Annotated in this window: 11 protein-coding genes and 1 pseudogene; 7 read left to right on the plus strand and 5 right to left on the minus strand. The window is 74.4% G+C overall.

What is annotated here, in order from left to right:
- Positions 1-12: 12 nt before the first annotated feature.
- Entirely contained in the window at positions 13-2,082 is a 2,070-nt protein-coding gene (locus IF30_RS0126570; protein WP_234322847.1) for a xanthine dehydrogenase family protein molybdopterin-binding subunit, read from the minus strand.
- An 808-nt stretch (positions 2,083-2,890) separates the two neighbouring features.
- Between IF30_RS0126570 and IF30_RS0126575 the strand changes: the two genes are divergently transcribed.
- Together IF30_RS0126575 and IF30_RS0126580 are read left to right on the plus strand one after the other, a co-directional pair.
- Positions 2,891-4,093: an MFS transporter gene (locus IF30_RS0126575; RefSeq protein WP_324605654.1), complete on the plus strand. Its 1,203-nt coding sequence runs from the start codon at positions 2,891-2,893 to the stop codon at positions 4,091-4,093.
- A 237-nt stretch (positions 4,094-4,330) separates the two neighbouring features.
- Entirely contained in the window at positions 4,331-5,083 is a 753-nt protein-coding gene (locus IF30_RS0126580) for a Mut7-C RNAse domain-containing protein (RefSeq protein ID WP_030243116.1), read from the plus strand.
- A gap of 196 nt (positions 5,084-5,279) precedes the next feature.
- Here IF30_RS0126580 and IF30_RS0126585 read toward each other — a convergent pair whose 3' ends face one another.
- A complete protein-coding gene (locus IF30_RS0126585) occupies positions 5,280-6,356 on the minus strand; it encodes a restriction endonuclease (RefSeq protein WP_051711206.1) in 1,077 nt (358 codons plus the stop codon).
- Between the two features lie 77 nt (positions 6,357-6,433).
- Positions 6,434-7,303 (minus strand): hypothetical protein, encoded by an 870-nt coding sequence (locus IF30_RS42040; protein WP_051711208.1) that lies wholly within the window; start codon positions 7,301-7,303, stop codon positions 6,434-6,436.
- Positions 7,304-7,422: 119 nt separating this feature from the next.
- Here IF30_RS42040 and IF30_RS0126595 point away from each other — a divergent pair, with 119 nt between their 5' ends.
- A complete protein-coding gene (locus IF30_RS0126595) occupies positions 7,423-7,953 on the plus strand; it encodes an inorganic diphosphatase (protein ID WP_037901266.1) in 531 nt (176 codons plus the stop codon).
- Between the two features lie 48 nt (positions 7,954-8,001).
- Here the strand turns inward: IF30_RS0126595 and IF30_RS0126600 are convergent, their stop codons facing one another.
- Positions 8,002-9,261 (minus strand): hypothetical protein, encoded by a 1,260-nt coding sequence (locus tag IF30_RS0126600; RefSeq protein ID WP_030243123.1) that lies wholly within the window; start codon positions 9,259-9,261, stop codon positions 8,002-8,004.
- 69 nt (positions 9,262-9,330) lie between these two features.
- Between IF30_RS0126600 and IF30_RS0126605 the strand changes: the two genes are divergently transcribed.
- The 4 genes and pseudogenes from IF30_RS0126605 to IF30_RS0126620 all read left to right on the plus strand — a co-directional run bounded on the left by IF30_RS0126605 (position 9,331) and on the right by IF30_RS0126620 (position 16,048).
- Complete coding sequence (locus IF30_RS0126605; protein ID WP_030243124.1) at positions 9,331-10,524, plus strand: cytochrome P450 family protein; 1,194 nt, start codon at positions 9,331-9,333, stop codon at positions 10,522-10,524.
- A gap of 115 nt (positions 10,525-10,639) precedes the next feature.
- Positions 10,640-11,191: pseudogene (locus IF30_RS49650) on the plus strand (TerD family protein); the annotation flags it as partial.
- A gap of 1,184 nt (positions 11,192-12,375) precedes the next feature.
- The gene (locus tag IF30_RS0126615; protein ID WP_234322848.1) at positions 12,376-15,054 is read left to right on the plus strand and encodes an SdrD B-like domain-containing protein; all 2,679 of its coding nucleotides are present in this window, start codon (positions 12,376-12,378) and stop codon (positions 15,052-15,054) included.
- Positions 15,055-15,262: 208 nt separating this feature from the next.
- Positions 15,263-16,048, plus strand: a complete 786-nt coding sequence (locus tag IF30_RS0126620; protein ID WP_030243129.1) for a hypothetical protein — start codon at positions 15,263-15,265, stop codon at positions 16,046-16,048.
- A gap of 130 nt (positions 16,049-16,178) precedes the next feature.
- Here the strand turns inward: IF30_RS0126620 and IF30_RS0126625 are convergent, their stop codons facing one another.
- Positions 16,179-18,245 carry an MDR family MFS transporter gene (locus IF30_RS0126625; RefSeq protein ID WP_030243131.1) on the minus strand — a complete coding sequence of 689 codons (2,067 nt, stop codon included), beginning with the start codon at positions 18,243-18,245 and terminating at the stop codon, positions 16,179-16,181.
- Between the last annotated feature and the right edge of the window lie 81 nt (positions 18,246-18,326).

Raw genomic sequence — 18,326 nt, forward strand, 5'->3', positions numbered from 1 at the left:
GGCTCTGGAAGGTCAGAAGGTGATGGGGAAGGAGCGCGGGCCGGTGCCGGTCGCGCGGGCGTAGGCGTTGGCGACGGCGGCGGAGGCGGCGGGGACGCCCAGCTCTCCCGCGCCGCCGGGCGGCCCGCTCGGCGGCATCAGGTGGATCTCGACCACGGGCGGGGTGTGGCGTTGCCGGGCGTAGTGGAAGTCGCTGTAACTGCTCTCCCGGAAGGCGCCGTCGTCGAGGTGGTTGCCGGCCTGGAGGATCACCGAGATGCCGTCGACCAGGGCGCCGGTCAGCTGCGCCTCCAGGCCCCGGGGGTTGATCACCCGGCCGACGTCGGCGGCGATCACGGCCTTGGTGACCCGGGGGGCGGCCGGGTCGGTGGCGTCCAGTTCGACCAGGTAGGCGACGGTGCCGCCGTTCTCGTCGTGGTAGCCGATGCCTTGGGCCCGGCCGGGGGGCATCGGACGCCCCCAGTTCCCCTTCGCGGCCACGGTGTCCAGCACGGCCCGGCCGGCGGCGCTGCGCAGCCGGGCACGGCGGAAGGCGACTTCGTCCTGGCCCATCCGGCGGGCGAGTTCGTCCATGACGATCTCGTCGGAGACCCGGACGGTGCCCGAGAAGACCGAGCGCCAGCTGCCGGTGTGCAGGTCGAGCGGCAGTTCCGTGAGCAGTTGGACGGGGACGCCGACGTTGTACGGGATCTTCTCGGTGAGCAGGAAGAACAGCTCGGCGGCGGTGAGCCCGGCGATCGGGAGGTCGTAGCCGGCGGCGGTGAACGCGTCGCCGAGGCCGTGCCCGAGGTCGGTCCGGACGGCGGCGACCCGGTGCTCCCAGCCGAGCACGCGGTCGAGGCCGTAGGTGGCCCGGATCCGGTGGTGGCTGGCCGGGCGCATCCGGCCGTGGCGCATGTCGTCGTCGCGCGTCCACATGAGCTTGACCGGGCGGCCGGCGGCCTTGGAGACCTGGGCGGCCTCCAGCGCGGCGTCGAAGAACAGCCGGCGGCCGAAGGAGCCGCCGCCGCGTACCACGTGGACGGTGACGGCGTTCTGCGGCAGGCCGAGTTCGGTGGCGACGGCCTGCTGGGCGACGATCGGGCTCTGCGAGGCGAACCACAGTTCGGCCCGGTTCGGCCGGACGTCGGCGACGGCGGTGAGCACCTCCATCGGGGCGTGGTTGACGAAGGCGAAGTCGAACTCCGCGTCCAGGTGCTGGATGAACAGGGGCGCGGGGGGGAACGGCGCGTGCGCGGCGCGGAGTCGGGCGCGGACGTCGTCGGTGGACACCCCCGCCGCCGGGCCGGGGTTCCAGACGGTGCGCAGCGCGTCGCGGGCCTTGAGCGCCTGGTCGAAGGTCTCGGCGAGGACGGCGACGCCGCTGGGGATCCGCACCACGCCAAGCACCCCGGGCATGGCGCGGGCGGCGGAGGCGTCCAGGGACTCGAGGGTGCCGTTGACGGTGGCGGGGCGGGCGACCACGGTGGGCACGGCGCCGGGGATCCGGAGGTCCCCGGCGTAGGTGGCGCGGCCGGTGACGAGGTCGCGGGCGTCGATCCGGCCGGTCGGCTTGCCCACCAGGCGCTGCTGGTCGGCCGCCTTGGGGAGGGCGGGGACGGCGGGGGCGGCGATCGCGGCCGCGGCGGCGGCGAGTTCGCCGTAGCCGAGCCGGCGGCCGTCGGGGGCGAGGACGGCGGAGTCGGCGGTGCGCAGGGTGGTCGCGGGAACGTTCCAGTGCTCGGCGGCGGCGGTCACCAGCCGGGCGCGGGCGGCGGCGGCCGCGCCGCGCACCGGGTCGTACAGCGCCCGGATGGAGTTGGAGCCGCCGGTCAGCTGGTTGAAGAGCAGTTCGGGGCGGCCGTCGGAGAGCGGGACGTCCACGTCGGTGAGCCGGGCGTCGAGTTCCTCGGCGACCAGCATGGCGATCGCGGTGGTGAGGCCCTGGCCGACCTCCAGCCGGGGCAGGTGCAGCACGGCGCGCCCGGCCGGGGTGAGTTCGAGGACCAGCAGGTGGGAGGTCGGCAGCCCGGCGAGGATCATCGCGTCGCCGAGGTCGACGATGTCGGGGATGCCGGGCAGGCCGAGCAGTTGCGGGGGCATGGAGCCCCGGGTGGCCGAGGCCGCCCGGACGAGGGCCTGCGCGGTGGCCGGTCCGGTGCCGGGGGCGCCCTGGGGGACGGCCTGCGCGGTGGCGGTGGCGGTGGCGGCGGCGTCGAGGCCGAGACGGGCGGCGACGGTGAGCGTGGGCGCGGCGAGCAGGTAGGTGAGGAACCGTCGGCGGCCGGTGGAGTCCGAGGGGGCGGGGGAGGTGCTGATGGGAGGAGCCCTTCGAGCCGGAGAGGGCGACGGATCGGGTGGGCGCGGGCGGCCCCGGCCCCGGTGCCGGATCGCGAACGCCGTTGAGCATAGGAGGGGGCTACAGACGGGTCAACACGGTCAAAATTGGCCCCTGGACTGGGTGGTAGGGCTCTTGCAACGTTCTGCGGCCGCGGATTCGGAACGGGTACGGACGGCGCTTCGGGCGTGCGGGCGAGGGCCCGGCGGGAGGTGCCCCGCGCGCCCTTCGAGCCCAACGAGCCGACGTCGTACGGGGGTTCACCGCTCGCTCGGCGGTGCGGCGGTGAGCGGAAGTGGCCCAAGACATTCCTTGATCACTGGACCTGTCGGATGGGCCGGTTTCTGCCTAGGGTGGTGGCGAACCGTCGCCGACGGTTGTGAACCCCCGGCTCGCGCGCCGCCCGTCCGTGCGTCGTCGCTGTCGCTCGTCCGTGGGTGGGGGCCGGGGGACAACGGGGGACCGGTGACGTTCCGTCACCACAGAAGGAGAGACGTGCCGACCGACCGAGCCGCCCGGACGGGCCGCTTCATACCACCCACCGGGCCCCAGCGGACCCTGGCCGCAGCCCAGTTGGCGAGCGCCGTGGGTGACGGCGCGTACTACACCTGCTCCGCGCTCTACTTCACCCGTGTCGTCGGCATGTCACCGACCGCGCTCGGCCTCGGCCTCGCCGTCGCCTGGGCGCTCGGCTCCGTCGCCGGAGTGCCGCTCGGCCACCTCGCCGACCGGCGCGGACCGCGCCGCACGGCGGTGGCGCTCGCGCTCGCCGCCGCGGCCGTGGTCGCCGCCTTCCTGGTGATCCGCTCCTACCCGCCGTTCCTGCTCGCGGTCTGCCTCTACGCCACCGCGCAGTCCGGGCTGACCGCCGCCCGCCAGGCGCTGGTCGCCGGACTGGTGCCGGCCGGGGAACGCACCGGCCTGCTCGCCCACCTGCAGTCAACGCTCAACGGCGGCCTGGCGCTCGGCGCCGCCGTCGGCGGCATCGCGCTGAGCGTCGGCACCCGGACCGCCTACCTGGCCGCCTTCGTCGTCACCACGATCGGCCTCCTGGCCGGCGCGCTGGTCCTCCGTCGGCTGCCCGAAGTCCCGCCCGCCCCGCAGGAGTCGGGCACCGGGCCGCGGCTGGCCGTCCTGCGCGACCGGCGGTACGCAGCCGTCGCCGCGGTCAACGCCGTCCTGCTGCTGCGGATGCCCCTCCTCAGCCTGATCATCCCGCTCTGGATCGCCCAGCGCGCCCCCGGGATCGGCTGGCTCGGCTCGGCGCTGTTCGTGCTCAACACCGTGGCGGTGCTGGCCTTCCAGGTCCGGGCCGCCCGCGACGTCACGGGGCTGGACTCGGCCGCCCGGGCGGTCCGCTCGGCCGGAGCGCTGCTGCTCGGCTCCTGCGCGGTCTTCGGTCTGTCCGCGCTGGACGTGCCGGTGTGGGCGGTCGCAGCGCTGCTGGTCGCCGCGTCCGTGCTGCAGGTGGCCGGCGAGATGCGGCAGTCGGCCGGCTCCTGGCAACTCGGCTTCGACCTCGCGCCGCCGGAGCGGATCGGCCAGTACCAGGGCTTCTTCGGCACCGGCGTCGCCGTCGCCCGCACCCTGGGGCCGCTGCTGCTCACCGCGCTGCTGCTGGACGGGGGTCTGGCGGGCTGGCTGGTCCTGGGCGGGGTGTTCCTGGCGGCGGGCTTCGCGATGGGGCCGGTCGCCCGCTGGGCGGCCGAGAACCGCGAACAACCGGCGGTACCGCCGTCGCCGGTGGCGGCGGCCGCCGCTCCGCCCGGATCGTGACCGTCGCAGGCGCGGCGCGGCACGCGGGGGCGTGGGAGGGGAAGGGAGAACCCGCCGGCGGGGACCGTGCGGGAAGGGAAGTCCCCTGAAGGGAAGCCCCCGGCAACGGAAACCCCGGGAGGGAAACCCCGGAAGGGGAAGTCCCCGGGAGGGTGAACCTGCGGGAGGGGGAACCGGAAAGGGCGGAAGCCCGCAAACCGGTGGCCCCCGCCCGCCGCCCGCTGGCATGCTGGCCCCGTGGACCGACCCCAGATCTGGCTCGACTTCGCCCCCGAGCTGCACCTCTTCGTCTCCGCGCCCCGGCGGGCCGGCCGGACTTCGCTGCACACCGACGGCACCTCCACGCTCGGCCACGTCGTCGAGTCCCTGGGCGTCCCGCTCACCGAGGTCGGCGCCCTGCTGGTGGACGGCCGGGCCGTCCCCGAAGCGCACGTCCCGGCCGACGGCGAGCACGTCGCCGTCCGGGCCGTGACCAGGCCGCAGCCCTCGCCCGCCCCGCCGCGCTTCCTGCTGGACGTCCACCTCGGCACCCTCACCCGCCGGCTGCGCCTGCTCGGCGTGGACGCCGCGTACGAGAACCCCGACATCGGCGATGCCGCGCTGGCCGCCCGCTCCGCCGCGGAGCAGCGCGTCATGCTGTCGCGCGACCGCGGCCTGCTGCGCCGCCGCGAACTGTGGGCCGGCGCCTACGTCTACAGCCACCGTCCCGCCGAGCAGCTGCGCGACGTGCTCTCCCGCTTCGCGCCCCCGCTCGTCCCCTGGAGCCGCTGCACCACCTGCAACGGCACCCTGCACCCCGTCACCAAGACCTCGGTGCGCGAACAGCTGCGGGACGGCACCGAGCGGGCCTACGACGCCTTCGCCCAGTGCGCCGCCTGCGGACAGGCCTACTGGCGCGGTGCCCACCACGCCCGGCTGGAGGCGATCGTCACCGAGGCGGTGCGCGAGTTCGGGGGCGGCCAGAGCCGTCTCGGGGCCGTCCCGGGGTAGCCGCGCCGTCCGGTGCCGCAGCACCGCCGTCCCCATGCCGCCCCGGCCGGGCGCGAACGGCGGCCCGTCCGGTGAGGGGGCTCCGCAGGGTGGCCGTCCGATGAGGTGAGGCGGGCCCCGGAGCGGGCCGCGGGCCGCGGGCCGGCGCACAGGGCGCGGTCGCGGAGGTCGGGTTCCCGGCCGGGCGCCCGGACCGCTACGCGTCCTCGACCTCCAGGCCGTACGCGACCACGGCCTGGCGCAGCCCGCCCGGGTAGCCCGCGAGGGCCGGAGTGAATTCCCAGTCGCCGCCGGAGTCGCGGTCGAAGCGGCCGAGCCGCATGGCCGTGTTGGTCTCCGCGCCGTCCGCCAGGTGCATCACGGCGGCGTCCTGGTCAGGGCCGGCCTCCAGGATCAGTGCCGGTCCGGCGAAGCCGGCCATGGTGGCGTCCGGGTGGTTCTCGGTGTCGGCGGCGGCGATGACGACGAGCCGGTCGACGTCGGCGGGGAGGGCGTCGAAGTCGACCATCAGGCAGGCGTTCGCGTCCTCGTAGCCGGTCACCAGTCGCACCGAACCGTCCGGTGTGGAGCCGTTGTTGTAGAACACCAGGTGGTCGTCCGACACCGCGACGTTCCCCCGGCAGACCAGGGCGGCGATGTCGTACTCCTGCTCCCCGGTCCAGTGCAGGAGCAGCCGGGCGGGCTCCGCGGCGACCTCGATCGCGGGTAGTCCGTCCAGGCCGGCCGCCTCGGCGGAGGCGTCCTCCTGGGCGGCGGCGAACACCTCGTGGAAGCCGTGGTGCTTGAGCAGTCCGACCAGCTCGGACCCGTTGATCAGGGTGACCGCCTTGCCGGTCACGAACTGGTGCGAACTCGGGCCGAACTTGCTGGTCGTGACGAGGACGGCCTTCGTCGCGGCCTCGTCGTGCCGCAGCGTCCCGTAGAGGTCCCGCACCGCCGAGGGCGGCACCGTGTCGCGGTGCCGCTTCACCTGCACGATCACGTTCCCGCCGCGGAACGGGTCGGTGTCGATGCCGCGGACGTCCACCCCGCCGTCCCGCGAGCGGGCGGTGAGCTCGACCTTGAGGCCCATCGCCTCCATCAGCCGGGCCACGAGCTGCTCGAAGTCGACCGGGTCCATCGCCATGAGGAGCTGGAGTTCGCGCACGCGCCTGGCCATCCGGCCGCGGTTGGCGTTGGTGTCGTCGCGGAGGTGGCGGAACAGCACGCGCTGGGCGCGGCGCTCGTCGGCGTCGGGGTTGCTGAGGCGGTGGAGTTTCCGGCTCCGGGACATGGAGTGCCCCCTCTTGCAGGTGACGATCGTTGCAGGCGTCACCGTAGGGGAATCGTGGGCGAAGCACTGTCGGCCCGTCAGTTCCGCTGCGGAATCGAGACCTGCGGCGACGGGCCGGTGCTTCCGGCCTGGTCGGGCCGGTGCAGGGCGAGCGCCCAGGCGTGGGTGGTGTAGGCGCCCATGCGGGTCGGGTGGCGTTCGACCAGGGTCACGTCGAGGCGGTCGGCGGTGCGGTGCAGCGCGCCGGTGAAGCGGTGCCGGCGGTCGGCCGGGAGCGGGTGCAGCTCGGCCAGGACGGTGTCGTCCAGGTCACGGCCGACGGCGCGCAGCACGCCCGCGTCCAGCACCAGGAGGGTGCCGTCGTCGAGCACCAGCGGCTCCGGGGCCTGCGGGTCGGTGAGCAGCGGGCCGCGTTCGACCAGCCCGCCGGGCAGCAGCCGCGCCACCCGGCTCGCGGTCGGGTGGCGACGGTCCGTCTCGACCACCCGCAGGCCGCTGCCGACGACGTAGTGGCCGAAGCTGCGCCAGGTGTCGACGAGGGTGCCGTCCCGGTCGTGCGCCCAGGTGTGGAAGGTGCCGTGACCCTCCAGGCCGAGGACGAACCGTCCGCCGCCGAGGGCCGCCGCGCGCTCCCCGCGCAGTGCGGCGACCTGGGTGCCGTCGACGAGGTCCAGCAGGAGCGCCGGGCCGGGGTGGCCCCAGGCGGTGTGGTCGAAGGAGTCGGTGGTGACCAGCACCCGGCCGGAGGAGACGTGCGCCGCGTTCGGCCGCCCCGCGCAGGGCCTGCGCCACCGGACCAGGCCGGTGGCGTCGACGCAGCTGATCTCGCCGGGGCGGCCGTGCACCTCCAGCCCGTCCCGCCGGGCCAGCGGGCCCGCCGGGCGGCCCTGCGGCCGTCCGCCGCTCCTGCGATGGTGGTCGATGACCGTGACCCGCCAGCTCCCCATGGCCCGGATGCTAGTGGACTCCGCCGAACGGCGGAGGCGGTTTCGGGGGGTGTCCGAACGGCCGACAATCACTGCGGGAGTCCGGGAGCTCTCCCCAGGAGCACGAGGAGGAGGCGGCGGTGGAGTTCGAGGTGATGATCGAGGTCCCGCAGGGGTCGCGGAACAAGTACGTGATGGACTTCGCGGCGGGCCGCATCCGCCTCGACCGCACCCTGTTCACGGCCACCCGCTACCCCACCGACTACGGGTACGTGGAGGGCACCCTCGGCGGTGACGGCGAGCCGCTGGACGCCCTGGTGCTCGGCGGCGAACCCGCCGTCCCCGGCTGCGTGCTGACCTGCCGGGCGGTGGGCGTGTGGGTGATGCGCGACGAACGCGGACCCGACCAGAAGGTCCTCTGCGTGCCGGCCCGCGACCCGCGCTACTCGGCCCTGCGGGACATCGGCGACCTGCCCGAGTTCGACCTGCTGGAGATCACCCACTTCTTCGGGGTCTACAAGGACCTGGAACGCGGCAAGGCGGTCGAGGGCTCGCACTGGGCGGGGCGCGAGGCCGCCTACGCCGAGATCGCCGCCTCGCGTGCCCGGGCCGCGGGGACGCGCTTCGCCGACCCGGCGGGACCGGGTGTGACCCGGTGCGACCCGGCGTGACCCGGCGGTGAGGCGGTGGGGCGCGCCCCACTGATCGGGGCGCGCCGCTCAGAGCCTCGCGCTGCTCAGGACGGCGCGGACCTGGTCGGCGATCGCGGCCTCGTTCTGCTCGAACCCAGGTGCGGTGAGGCGGTCCTGTTCCTCGGGCAGGCCGGTGAGCACCGGGGTGTGGAGGTGGCCGCCGGGCACGGCCGGGGCGAGGTCGAGGCGGAGGCGGTTGGAGCGGTAGGCGACCTCGTTGGAGAGGTAGCCGCCGCCGCCTCCGGCGACCGCGCGCGAGCCGGGGGTGGGGCCGTCGGGGCGGAAGACCGGCTCGGTGGAGCCCGCGGGGATCTCGGTGACGGGGGTGTTGAGCAGGACGGGGTAGGGCTGCTGGACGGCCGTCATGGCGTCGGTGGGCAGGGTGGTGCGGATGAACTCGGGCCCGGCGGCCAGGCCGGGCGCGTCGACCGGGTCCGTGACGGTTCCGCCGGAGAGCGCGTCGACGTTGTCGGTGGCCGGGTCGGCCGAGCGGGCGCGCCCGGCCCAGGCCTCCAGGGTGAACTTCCCGGGGTAGCCCTGGCTGATGCTGGTGATCAGGTCGGCGGTCTGCGGGCCGGGCCGCAGGTGCGGGCCGAAGGCGCGCTCCACGATGCCCTTGTCGAAGTCTCCGTAGCGCACCGGCAGGACGACGGCCCGCACCTGCGCCGTACTGCCGTCGGCGAGGGTGATCCGCTGCCCGTCCAGCCGCAGGACGGCCGCGCCGGAGGGGTTGGCGCGGCGCGGTTCGGTGTCCAGGCCGTACGGGTCGAAGCCGCTGACGAAGATCCGGCGGAGGCCGGCCGCGGTGCTGAAGCGGCCGCCCAGGCCGCGCGAGGCGTCCTCGAAGCGGGCCCGGAGCGCGGCGTGGTCGGCCTCGAACCCGGGCTGCCAGCGAGCGAGCCGGACGGTCATGGCGAGCCTGGTCCAGTACAGCGGCCGGTCGTCGAGCGCGGGCAGTTCGCCGCTCGGGCGCCGGCCCTGGGCGCGGTCCACACCGGCCTGCCACAGGGCCTGGCCCCAGGCGTCGACCACCCATTCGGCCTCGTGGGCGTCGCGGGCGGCGCACAGGGCGGCGGGGAATCCGCGGAGCAGGTCGGCCAGGCCGGAGCGCTCGGTGAAGGCGGTCGTCCGGGTGTCCTGGAGGCGGGCCTGCTCGGCGTCCGCCACGGCCGTGTCGGCGGTGCGGCAACCGGCCGGGGCGGCCTGGGCGGCTGCCGGGGCCAGCAGTGCGGCGAGTGTTCCGGTGAGCGCGGCTGCCAGGCCGGCGGTCCGGCGAAGAAGTGTCATGTCACCTGACAATAGGTCGGGGTCTGACGCCCCGCCAGAGTGCCGCCCGCACGCCCTTAGGCTGGGCGGGTGACAGCGCCCGACCCCGCCCTGAAGTCCCTGATCGCCGACCCGTACGCCGGCTACGCCCGACTGCGCGCCGACGCGCCCGTCCACCGGATCACCGGCCCCGACGGCCTGCCCGTCTGGCTGGTGAGCCGCTACCCGGACGTGCGCCAGGCCCTCGCCGACCCGCGGCTCGCCCTCGACAAGGCGCACGCCGCGCCCGGCAACTACCGGGGCTTCGCACTGCCGCCCGCGCTGGACGCCAACCTGCTCAACATGGACCCGCCGGACCACACCCGGATCCGCCGCCTCGTCGTCCAGGCCTTCACCACGCGCCGGATCGCCGCCCTGCGCGCCCCGATCGAGAAGGTCGCCGAGCAACTGCTCGACGCCATGGCCCCCGCCGGCCGCGCCGACCTGCTCACCGCGTACGCCACGCCGCTGCCGATCACCGTCATCTGCGACCTGCTCGGCGTCCCCCAAGGCGGCCGGCACGACTTCCGGGCCTGGACCGACACCCTCATCACCCCCGACCCGAACCGCCCCGAAGCCGCCCGTGCCGCCGTCAAGGCGATGCTCGGCTTCTTCACCGGCCTCATCGAACACAAGCGCACCGAACCCGGCGACGACCTGCTCTCCGACCTGATCGCCGTCCGCGACGAACAGGAAGGAGGCGACCGGCTCGCCGAGGACGAGCTGACCTCGCTCGCCTTCCTCATCCTCTTCGCCGGCTACGAGAACACCGTCCACCTCATCGCCAACGCCGTCCTCGCCCTGCTCGGCCACCCCGACCAGCTCACCGCCCTGCGCGCCGAACCGGAGCTGATCGACGGCGCCGTCGAGGAGTTCGCCCGCTTCGACGGCCCGGCCCCACTGGCCATCCGCCGCTTCCCGCGCGAGGACGTCACCATCGGCGGTGTCACCGTCCCGGCGGGGGAGACGGTGCTGCTCGCCCTCGGCTCCGCCAACCGCGACCCCGAACGGTTCACCGACCCCGACCGGCTCGACCTGCGCCGCCGCGAGAACGGCCACCTCGCCCTCGGCCACGGCATCCACTACTGCCTCGGCGCGCCGCTGGCCCGGATGGAGACCGCGATCGCCCTGACCGCCCTGCTGCGCCGCTTCCCCCGTCTCGCGCTCGACGTGCCGGTCGAGCAGCTGCGCCACCGGCCCACCCTGCGCGCCCGTGGCCTGCTGGAACTCCCCGTCCGGTACTGATCGGGGGCCGGCCCGGCCCGGGCGCGGCCCTCTCGCGAGGCCGGGAACCGGCGCGACCCTCTACAGCGTTGTCGTGGTCGGACAGCGGTACTCGTACGGTCGTGGAGGAAGTCCCATGAGTGTGGCCCTGACGAAGGGCGGCAACGTCTCCCTGGGCAGGCAGGCCCCCGGGCTGCAGGTGCTCCGGATCGGCCTCGGCTGGACGGCCGGGGCCGGGTACGACCTGGACGCCAGCGCGCTGCTGTGCGGGGCGGACGGCAAGGTCGGCTCGGACCAGAACTTCGTCTTCTTCAACAACCTGCGGAGCCCGGACGGCTCCGTCCGCCACCAGGGCGCCTCCGGCGGCGGCCCCGACCGCGAACGGATCGAGGTCCGGCTCGCGGAGGTCTCCGTCGGCGTGGAGAAGATCGTCTTCGCGGTGGCGATCTACGACGCGGCACAGCGGCGCCAGAGCTTCGGCCAGGTGCGCGGCGCGTACATCCGGATCACCGACCCGGACGGCGGCGCCGAGCTGGTGCGCTACGACGTGACGCCCGAGGCCGGCAGCGAGACGGCGATGGTGTTCGCCGAGCTGTACCGGCACGGCGCGGACTGGAAGTTCCGGGCGGTCGGGCAGGGGTACGCGTCGGGGCTCGCAGGCATCGCCACGGACTTCGGCGTGGACGTGCTGCAGCCCGCTCCGGCGGCCCCGCCCGCTCCCGCACCGGTCAAGCCCGCCGTGCCGCCCGCGCCGCCCGCGCCCGCCGTCGTGCCCGCCGTTCCGCAGAACCAGCCAGGAGCAGGGAGTTCCCCCGTGACGTGTTTCTTCGACCCCTCGCACGGTGCCGGCACGACCGCGGTGCTGTGGTCGCCGCAGTGGGGCGTGCCGCGCCAGATCGAGACCTGCGTCGCCTGCGCCCAGCGGGTGCAGACCACCGCCCCGCCGTTCTACACCCCGCAGCAGGGCTACCCGCAGCCCGTCCCCCAGCAGGGCTACCCGCAGGCCCCCGGCCAGCAGGGGCAGGGCGGCGGCCGCCGCTTCGGCACCGGCGCGCTGATCGGCGCGGGCGCGGCGGGCCTGGTCGGCGGCGCGCTGCTCAACGAGGCGTTCGACGACGACGGTCCCGAGGTGGTCGTCAACAACTACTACGAGGACGACGGCTTCTTCTAAGCCTTCACCGGCCCGCGCCCCGGCCGCCGGCCGCGGACCGCATCACCGGCCACGAGCCACCCCACCGGCCGCCCGACGCACCCGCGTCGGGCGGCCGGTGGCGCTTTCAACCCCTCCGGCGCCGGCCCGGCCCGGGCGACTTCCGGTGTGGCCCGGGCGACTTCCGGCGGGGTCCGGCCGGCAGGATCCGCCACACCGGTGTCTTCATCCGCATCCGGCCATCCTGCCCGAGCCGGTTCCGGCCGGACCGGACGGCGGGGCCCGCGACGGAAGGTGAAGGTGGGGTGGGTGGGGCGGGACGCGGTGTGCGCGGTTCCGGCAGGAAGTGTGTTCGACAGTTGACGGGTGCATAATGGCGCCCGCAGGTGAAGCCGACCCCGCAGGCGCCTTCGTACTGGTCAACTGCCCGGCGGACCGGGGCAGAAGAGGGGCTGTGACGGCTCCGCAACGTCTGATGTGGCGTCAAGGTTCCTTGTTCTGCTGCGAACTTGTCCGAATCCGCTTTAAGCTCCCGTTAACAATGGCGGCTTTCCGCCACTCGCGGACTCCCTTGCGAGGCCGGGCGGCGGACCAGCCGGACGATGCCCAACTGGACGATGAGAGCAGGGATGACGACGACAAGTGAACGAGCAGCCGACGCCGGGCGCGGCTCGGCTCGGCGACGACCGGGTGGGCCCGGCGGTCGCAGACTGGGCGGCGCGGTGGCCCTGGCCGTCGCGATCGGCGCCTGCTCGCTGGCGGCGGCCCCGTCGGCGTTTCCACAGACCGGCGACGGCACGGTGACGGTCCGGGTGATCCGGGCCGTGGACACCAGCGGGGTGTGGACGCCCGCGCTGGAGCCGGGCATGGCGGGCGTCAAGGTGACGCTCACGGACGACGCCGGTGCCGGCATCGAGGGCACCACGGCGGCTGACGGAACGGTGACGCTGGCACCGGCGGCCGGCAAGGTGACCGGGGGCAAGTACCGCGTCCAGGTGGTGAATCCGAAGCCGGGCGCGCTGTTCCCGGCCTTCGCGTCGCGCCAGGGCCTGGCCGGTGCGCCGAACCAGTTGAGCAGCAACGAGGAGTTCGTCGACCTCTCCGGCGGCAAGAAGGCGGAACTCACCACGGGGCTGTGGAGCCCGGGCGACTACTGCCAGAAGAACGCGCCGCTGGTGTCGACCTGTCAACCCGCGCCCAGGGAAGGCGTGACGGCGCACACGCTGGTCTCCTTCCCGTACAGCGCCCGGGGTGTGGCCGGCACCGACGCGACCGTGACCGACCTGGCCACGGCCGAGCAGACCGGCAACGTCTACGGCGTCGCGTGGAGCCGGACCGACAAGCGGCTCTTCTCCGCCGCCTCGGCCAAGCGCACCACGGCGTACGGCCCCGGCGGCGCGGGCGCGATCTACGTGACCGACCCGGCGAAGAAGACGACCACCCTCTTCGCGACCGTCCCGGACGCCGGCACCACGCCGCACGGCCCGGGCAACGACGACGCCTTCCTGCCCGCGGTGGGCAAGGAGAGCCTCGGCGCCGTCAAGATCACCGACGACGGCAAGGACCTGTTCGTCGTCAACCTCCACGACCGCAAGCTCTACCGCTACGACGCCACCGCGCCGACCGCCGCGGAGCCGGAGGCCGCCTACGCCATCCCGGACCCGGGCTGCCCGGCGGCCGGTGACTGGCGGCCGTACGGCCTCGGGCTGCAGGACGGCACCGGCTACCTCGGCGGCGTCTGCTCCGGCGAGTCGACCGGCAAGGCCTCGGACCTGCGGGCCGTGGTGCTGCCCTTCGACCTGGCCACCGGCGCGTTCAAGAAGCCCGTGCTGGACCAGCCGCTCGACTACCCGCGCGGCAGCACGGTCGGCGGTCCCTGCCCCGGCGCCGCCTGGTTCCCGTGGCAGGACACCTACCCGGCCACGCAGAACGGCCAGGCCTGCACCGGCTACATGGCCAACCCCGAACCGGCGGTGGCCGAGATCGCCTTCGAGACCGACGGCTCGATGCTGATCGCCTTCCGCGACCGCTTCGGTGACCAGTCGGCGGCCGGTCCGACGGCCGGCACGACGGCCACCGTCCTTCCCGGCGGTGACCTGAACAAGGCCTGCCTGGTCAACGGCACGTACGTGCTGGACACCGACAACGGCTGCGGAGCCACGACCCGAGGCACCCGGTTCTTCGACAACAACCGCATCGGCCACAACAACGCCCTGAACGCCGGGATGGCGTTCTCCAAGGTCGAGGCCTCCATCGCGACCTCGGGCTACGACCCCAACGGCATGGCCTTCGGCTACGGCCCGGGCTTCGAGAAGCGCGACGGCAAGGCCGACGGTGGCCTGCGCCTCAACCCCGTCGGTGAGGTCCCGCCGTTCGGCAAGGGCGCCGCGATGGGCGACCTCGAAGTGCTCTGCGACCAGGCGCCGCTGCAGATCGGCAACCGGGTCTGGTACGACCCCGAGCGCAGCGGCCTCCAACTGCCGGGCCAGCGCCCGGTGCCGGGGGCCACCGTCCACCTGTACGACGAGTCGGGGAAGCTGGTCGGTACGACGAAGACGACGGCGCGCGGCGAGTACTACTTCGACGACAGCAACGTCGACGGCGGCCTCAAGCCCAGGACCAAGTACACGATCAAGCTGGACGATCCGGCCGACTACGCCAAGGACGGTCCGCTGTTCCAGTGGGTGCCGACCGCCCACGACGTCGGTGACAACCGCTTCGTCGACTCCGACGGCGTCGTCCCGGCGGGCGGGAAGTACCCGGAACGGGCACTGACCACCGGCGGGCCGGGGCAGAACGACCACACCTTCGACTTCGGTTTCCGCCAACAGGAGGGCGCGCTGCGCCTGGTCAAGCACGACCAGGACGGCAAGCCGCTGGCCGGCGCGAAGTTCCAGCTGTGGCACGAGACCAACGGCACGGACGGGCTGCAGCCGACCGGCACCAAGCCCGACACCAAGGTCGGTGAACCGTGCACGACCGCGGCCGACGGACTCTGCGGCGGCAGCGGTGTGCCCGGGACGTACTACTGGCAGGAGCTGAGCCCGCCGGAGGGCTACTCGGCGCCCGAGGTCACGGTGTTCGGGCCGCTGGTGCTCACCTCCGCCAACCTGGACGCCGGAGTCTCGGTGACGGCCGTCAACCGGCTGATCCCCACCCCGACCCCGACGCCCACCCCGACGGCGACACCGACCGAGACGCCGGCGCCCACGCCGCCGCCGACGACGACGACCCCGGTGCCGGCGCCCCCGGCCCCGCCGGGCCCCGCACCCGGGCACCTGCCCGACACCGGTGCGGGCTCCGGGATGCCGATGGCCATGACCGGTGCGGCGGCGCTGATCGCCCTCGGTACGGCGCTGGTGGTGCTGGTCCGCAGGCGCCGGGCCGCTCAGCACCGGTAGCACGACGCCCCACCCGGGGTGACCGGCCCCGGTAGACCCCTGCCGGACCGGATCGGGCGGGTTCGCGGACCGACGGTCCCCGGACCCGCCCGACTGCTGTGACCGCTCGGTCACGGCGGCCCGGCGACAACCGCCCGGCGACTGCCGTCCCGCGGGCGACCGCCGCACGGTGGCCCGACCCGACCGACCGACGAGAGAAGGAAGCCGCATGGCCCGCAAGCCGACGACCGACACCCGCAGGCCGCGCCGGAGCCGCTGGCTCCGGGTCCTGGCCGCGATCGTGGTGTGCGGCACCGTGGCGGTCGGCCTGGTCGTCTACCGAGCGGGCTCCGAGGCGGCCGCGGAACGGCCGGTGACCACGGACGAGGCGTCCCGGCTGGCCCTGTCCCGGCTCAACCTGTACCAGGCCAGTCCGGTGGCGGTGACGCTCACGGCGGCTGAGGGCGGGGGCGTCACCATCCGGGTCGACGGCGTCGTGGACTACCGCAGCCACCGGGGCGTGGGCCGCTACCGGACCACCGGGGCGAGCGGCCCGCTGGACCACGGCCTGATCGTCTGGGACACCGGCGGCCTCGGGCTGGCCCCGGAACCGGCCGGCGTCGACGGCCCGGCGTGGCAGCAGGCCGAGCACGTGCCGCGCGCCGGCTGGTCGCCGCGCTCGTACACCGCGGACCCGCTGGACGCCGGGCTCAGCCTGCTGGTCCAACTCGGCGCCGACCGCCCCGACAACCCGCTGCTGCTGGCCCAGTCCGGTGCGCGCTGGCTGGGCCGGGACCGCATCGACGGCCGGAGCTACGACCGGTTCGCGGGCCCGCGCGCCCAGGGCGCCGCCCCCGACGGCGGGCGCTCGCCGCTGACGTACTGGGTGGACGGCGACGGTGCGCTGCGGCGGGTGACCATGCGGATGACCGGCCTGGGCACGCCGACGGAGGTCGAGTTCTCCGGCCACGACGACGCGGCGAAGCTCCCGGAGGCCCCCTGGGTGACGGGCTGACGGGCTGAAGAGGTGACGGGCTGACGGCTTGACGGCTTGACGGCCTGGACGAGCTGGCCGGCGGGCTTCGAGTCCGGGCCGGCGTGCCCGCCGCGGCCCGCCGCCCTCGGCCCGCCACCCGCCGCCCGGCCTAGAGGCGGGCGCCCACCTTCTCCCGAACGTGTGCCGGCAGCCCGTTGGCCAGGTCCTCGACCAGCAGCCGCCAGGCGATGGCGTCCGCTGCGGTGCGCAGTTGCGGACTGCGCGGGCGGCCGGCGTCGGCGTCGAGGCGGGCGTTGAGCCAGTCGGACCACGCGCGGGCCAGGGACCGGACCTCCCGGGTGCCGGCCTCGGTGGGGGTGAGGCGGTCGCCGTCGCGGAGCAGGTAGCCTTCGGCGGCCATCCGGTCGAAGACCGGCTCCAGCACCTCGGGCGGCACCCGTTTGCGGGCGGCGATCAGGTCGAGCGAGGCGTGCCCGACGGCCTTGGTGTGGCCGGCCACCTCCATCAGGGCCCAGGCCCCGGCCAGGTCGAGCCGGGTGTCCGCGCCGGAGACGATCGTCCGGACGGTGCCGAGGTCCACGCCGCGCACGATCGTGCAGACCGCGTACTCCAGGTGCGGGTCGGAGTCGCCGGTGGTGGGTTGGGCGAAGCCCTCGCCCATGTCGGTGGAGCCCGCCCGGGCGGTGTCGCGCAGTTGCACCTGCTTGAGGAAGAGGGACACCACGAAGCCGACGAGGGCCACCGGGATCGTCCACAGGTACACGGTGTGCAGGGCGTCCGAGTAGGACTGGACGATCGGCGCGGCCTGGTCGGCGGGCAGCTGGTGCAGTCCGCGCGGGCTCTCGGCGGCACCGGCGAGCACGGCCGGGTCGGCGCCGGTGAGCCGGGCCGCGGTACCGACGCCCTTGCCGAGTTCGGACTTGAGGCTGTTGGCGTAGATCGTGCCGAACACGGCCGTGCCGAAGGAACTGCCGATGGTGCGGAAGAAGGTGACCCCGGAGGTGGCCGTGCCGAGGTCGGCGTAGTCGACGGTGTTCTGTACGGCGATGGTGAGCACCTGCATGCTCAGGCCGATGCCGACGCCGAGCACGAACATGTAGAGCGAGGCGAGCGCGGTGCCGGTGCCCGGTTCGAGCCGGGAGAGCAGGTAGAGGCCGAGGGCCATCACGAGGGTGCCGGCGATGGGGAACAGCCGGTACTTCCCGGTCCTGCTGACCACGGTGCCGCTGCCGATCGCGGCCAGCAGCAGACCGATGACCATCGGCAGCATCCGCACCCCGGAGACGGTCGCCGAGTCGCCGTCGACGTACTGCAGGAAGGTCGGCAGGAAGGTCAGCGCGCCGAGCATCGCGAAGCCGACGATGAAGCTGAGCACCGAGCAGACCGTGAACACCGGGTTGCCGAACAGCCGCATCGGCAGCATCGGTTCGACCGCCCGGACCTCCGCCCAGCAGAACAGTCCGAGCGCCGCCGCGCCGCCGACGAACAGGGCGACGATCACCCCGGAGCCCCAGGCGTACTGGTTGCCGCCCCAACTGGTCGCCAGGATCAGCGCGCCCGCGCCGACCGAGACCAGCACGATGCCCAGGTAGTCGACCACCGGGCGGGTCGCCGAGCGCACCGACGGGATCGTCCGGGCGGCCGCGGCCACCACCACGACCGCGATCGGCACGTTGACGTAGAACGCCCAGCGCCAGGACAGGTGGTCGGTGAACAGCCCGCCCAGCAGCGGCCCGATCACCGTGGCCACGCCGAACACCGCGCCGATCGCGCCCTGGTACTTGCCGCGCTCGCGCAGCGGGATGACGTCCGCGATCAGCGCCATGGCGGTGACCATCAGACCGCCCGCGCCGAGGCCCTGCACCGCCCGCCAGGCGATCAGCAGCGTCATGTTCGTGGCCAGGCCGCACAGGAACGAGCCGGCGACGAAGACGATCGCCGAGACCTGGAACAGCAGCTTGCGCCCGTACAGGTCGCCGAACTTGCCGGCCAGTACGGTCGCCACCGTCTCGGCCAGCAGATAGGCCGTCACCACCCAGGACATGTGCGCCGCCCCGCCGAGGTCGGCGACGATGGTGGGCAGCGCGGTGCCGACGATGGTCTGGTCGAGGGCGGCCAGCAGGATGCCGAGCACGATGGTGGCGAAGACGACGTTCCGCTGCCGGACGTCCAGTACCGGCGGGGCGGACGGCGGGGCCTCGGTGGCGACGGTCATGCCGTCAGCCTCCGTGGTGCGGCCGCCGATCGCGATCCGATTCGGCCGTTCGGGTGAACGAGGGTGTGGCCGGCCCGGGTG

It is taken from the genome of Streptomyces sp. NRRL S-350 (assembly GCF_000719705.1).
Taxonomy (GTDB): Bacteria; Actinomycetota; Actinomycetes; order Streptomycetales; family Streptomycetaceae; genus Kitasatospora.

What these genes read in the sequence shown, in the direction of transcription:
- IF30_RS0126570 (WP_234322847.1), bottom strand. Translation starts at nt 2,082, where the DNA reads ATGCCCCCGCAACTGCTCGGCCTGCCCGGCATCCCCGACATCGTCGAC.
- IF30_RS0126585 (WP_051711206.1), bottom strand. Translation starts at nt 6,356, where the DNA reads ATGTCCCGGAGCCGGAAACTCCACCGCCTCAGCAACCCCGACGCCGAC.
- IF30_RS42040 (WP_051711208.1), bottom strand. Translation starts at nt 7,303, where the DNA reads ATGGGGAGCTGGCGGGTCACGGTCATCGACCACCATCGCAGGAGCGGC.
- IF30_RS0126600 (WP_030243123.1), bottom strand. Translation starts at nt 9,261, where the DNA reads ATGACACTTCTTCGCCGGACCGCCGGCCTGGCAGCCGCGCTCACCGGA.
- IF30_RS0126620 (WP_030243129.1), top strand. Translation starts at nt 15,263, where the DNA reads ATGGCCCGCAAGCCGACGACCGACACCCGCAGGCCGCGCCGGAGCCGC.
- IF30_RS0126625 (WP_030243131.1), bottom strand. Translation starts at nt 18,245, where the DNA reads ATGACCGTCGCCACCGAGGCCCCGCCGTCCGCCCCGCCGGTACTGGAC.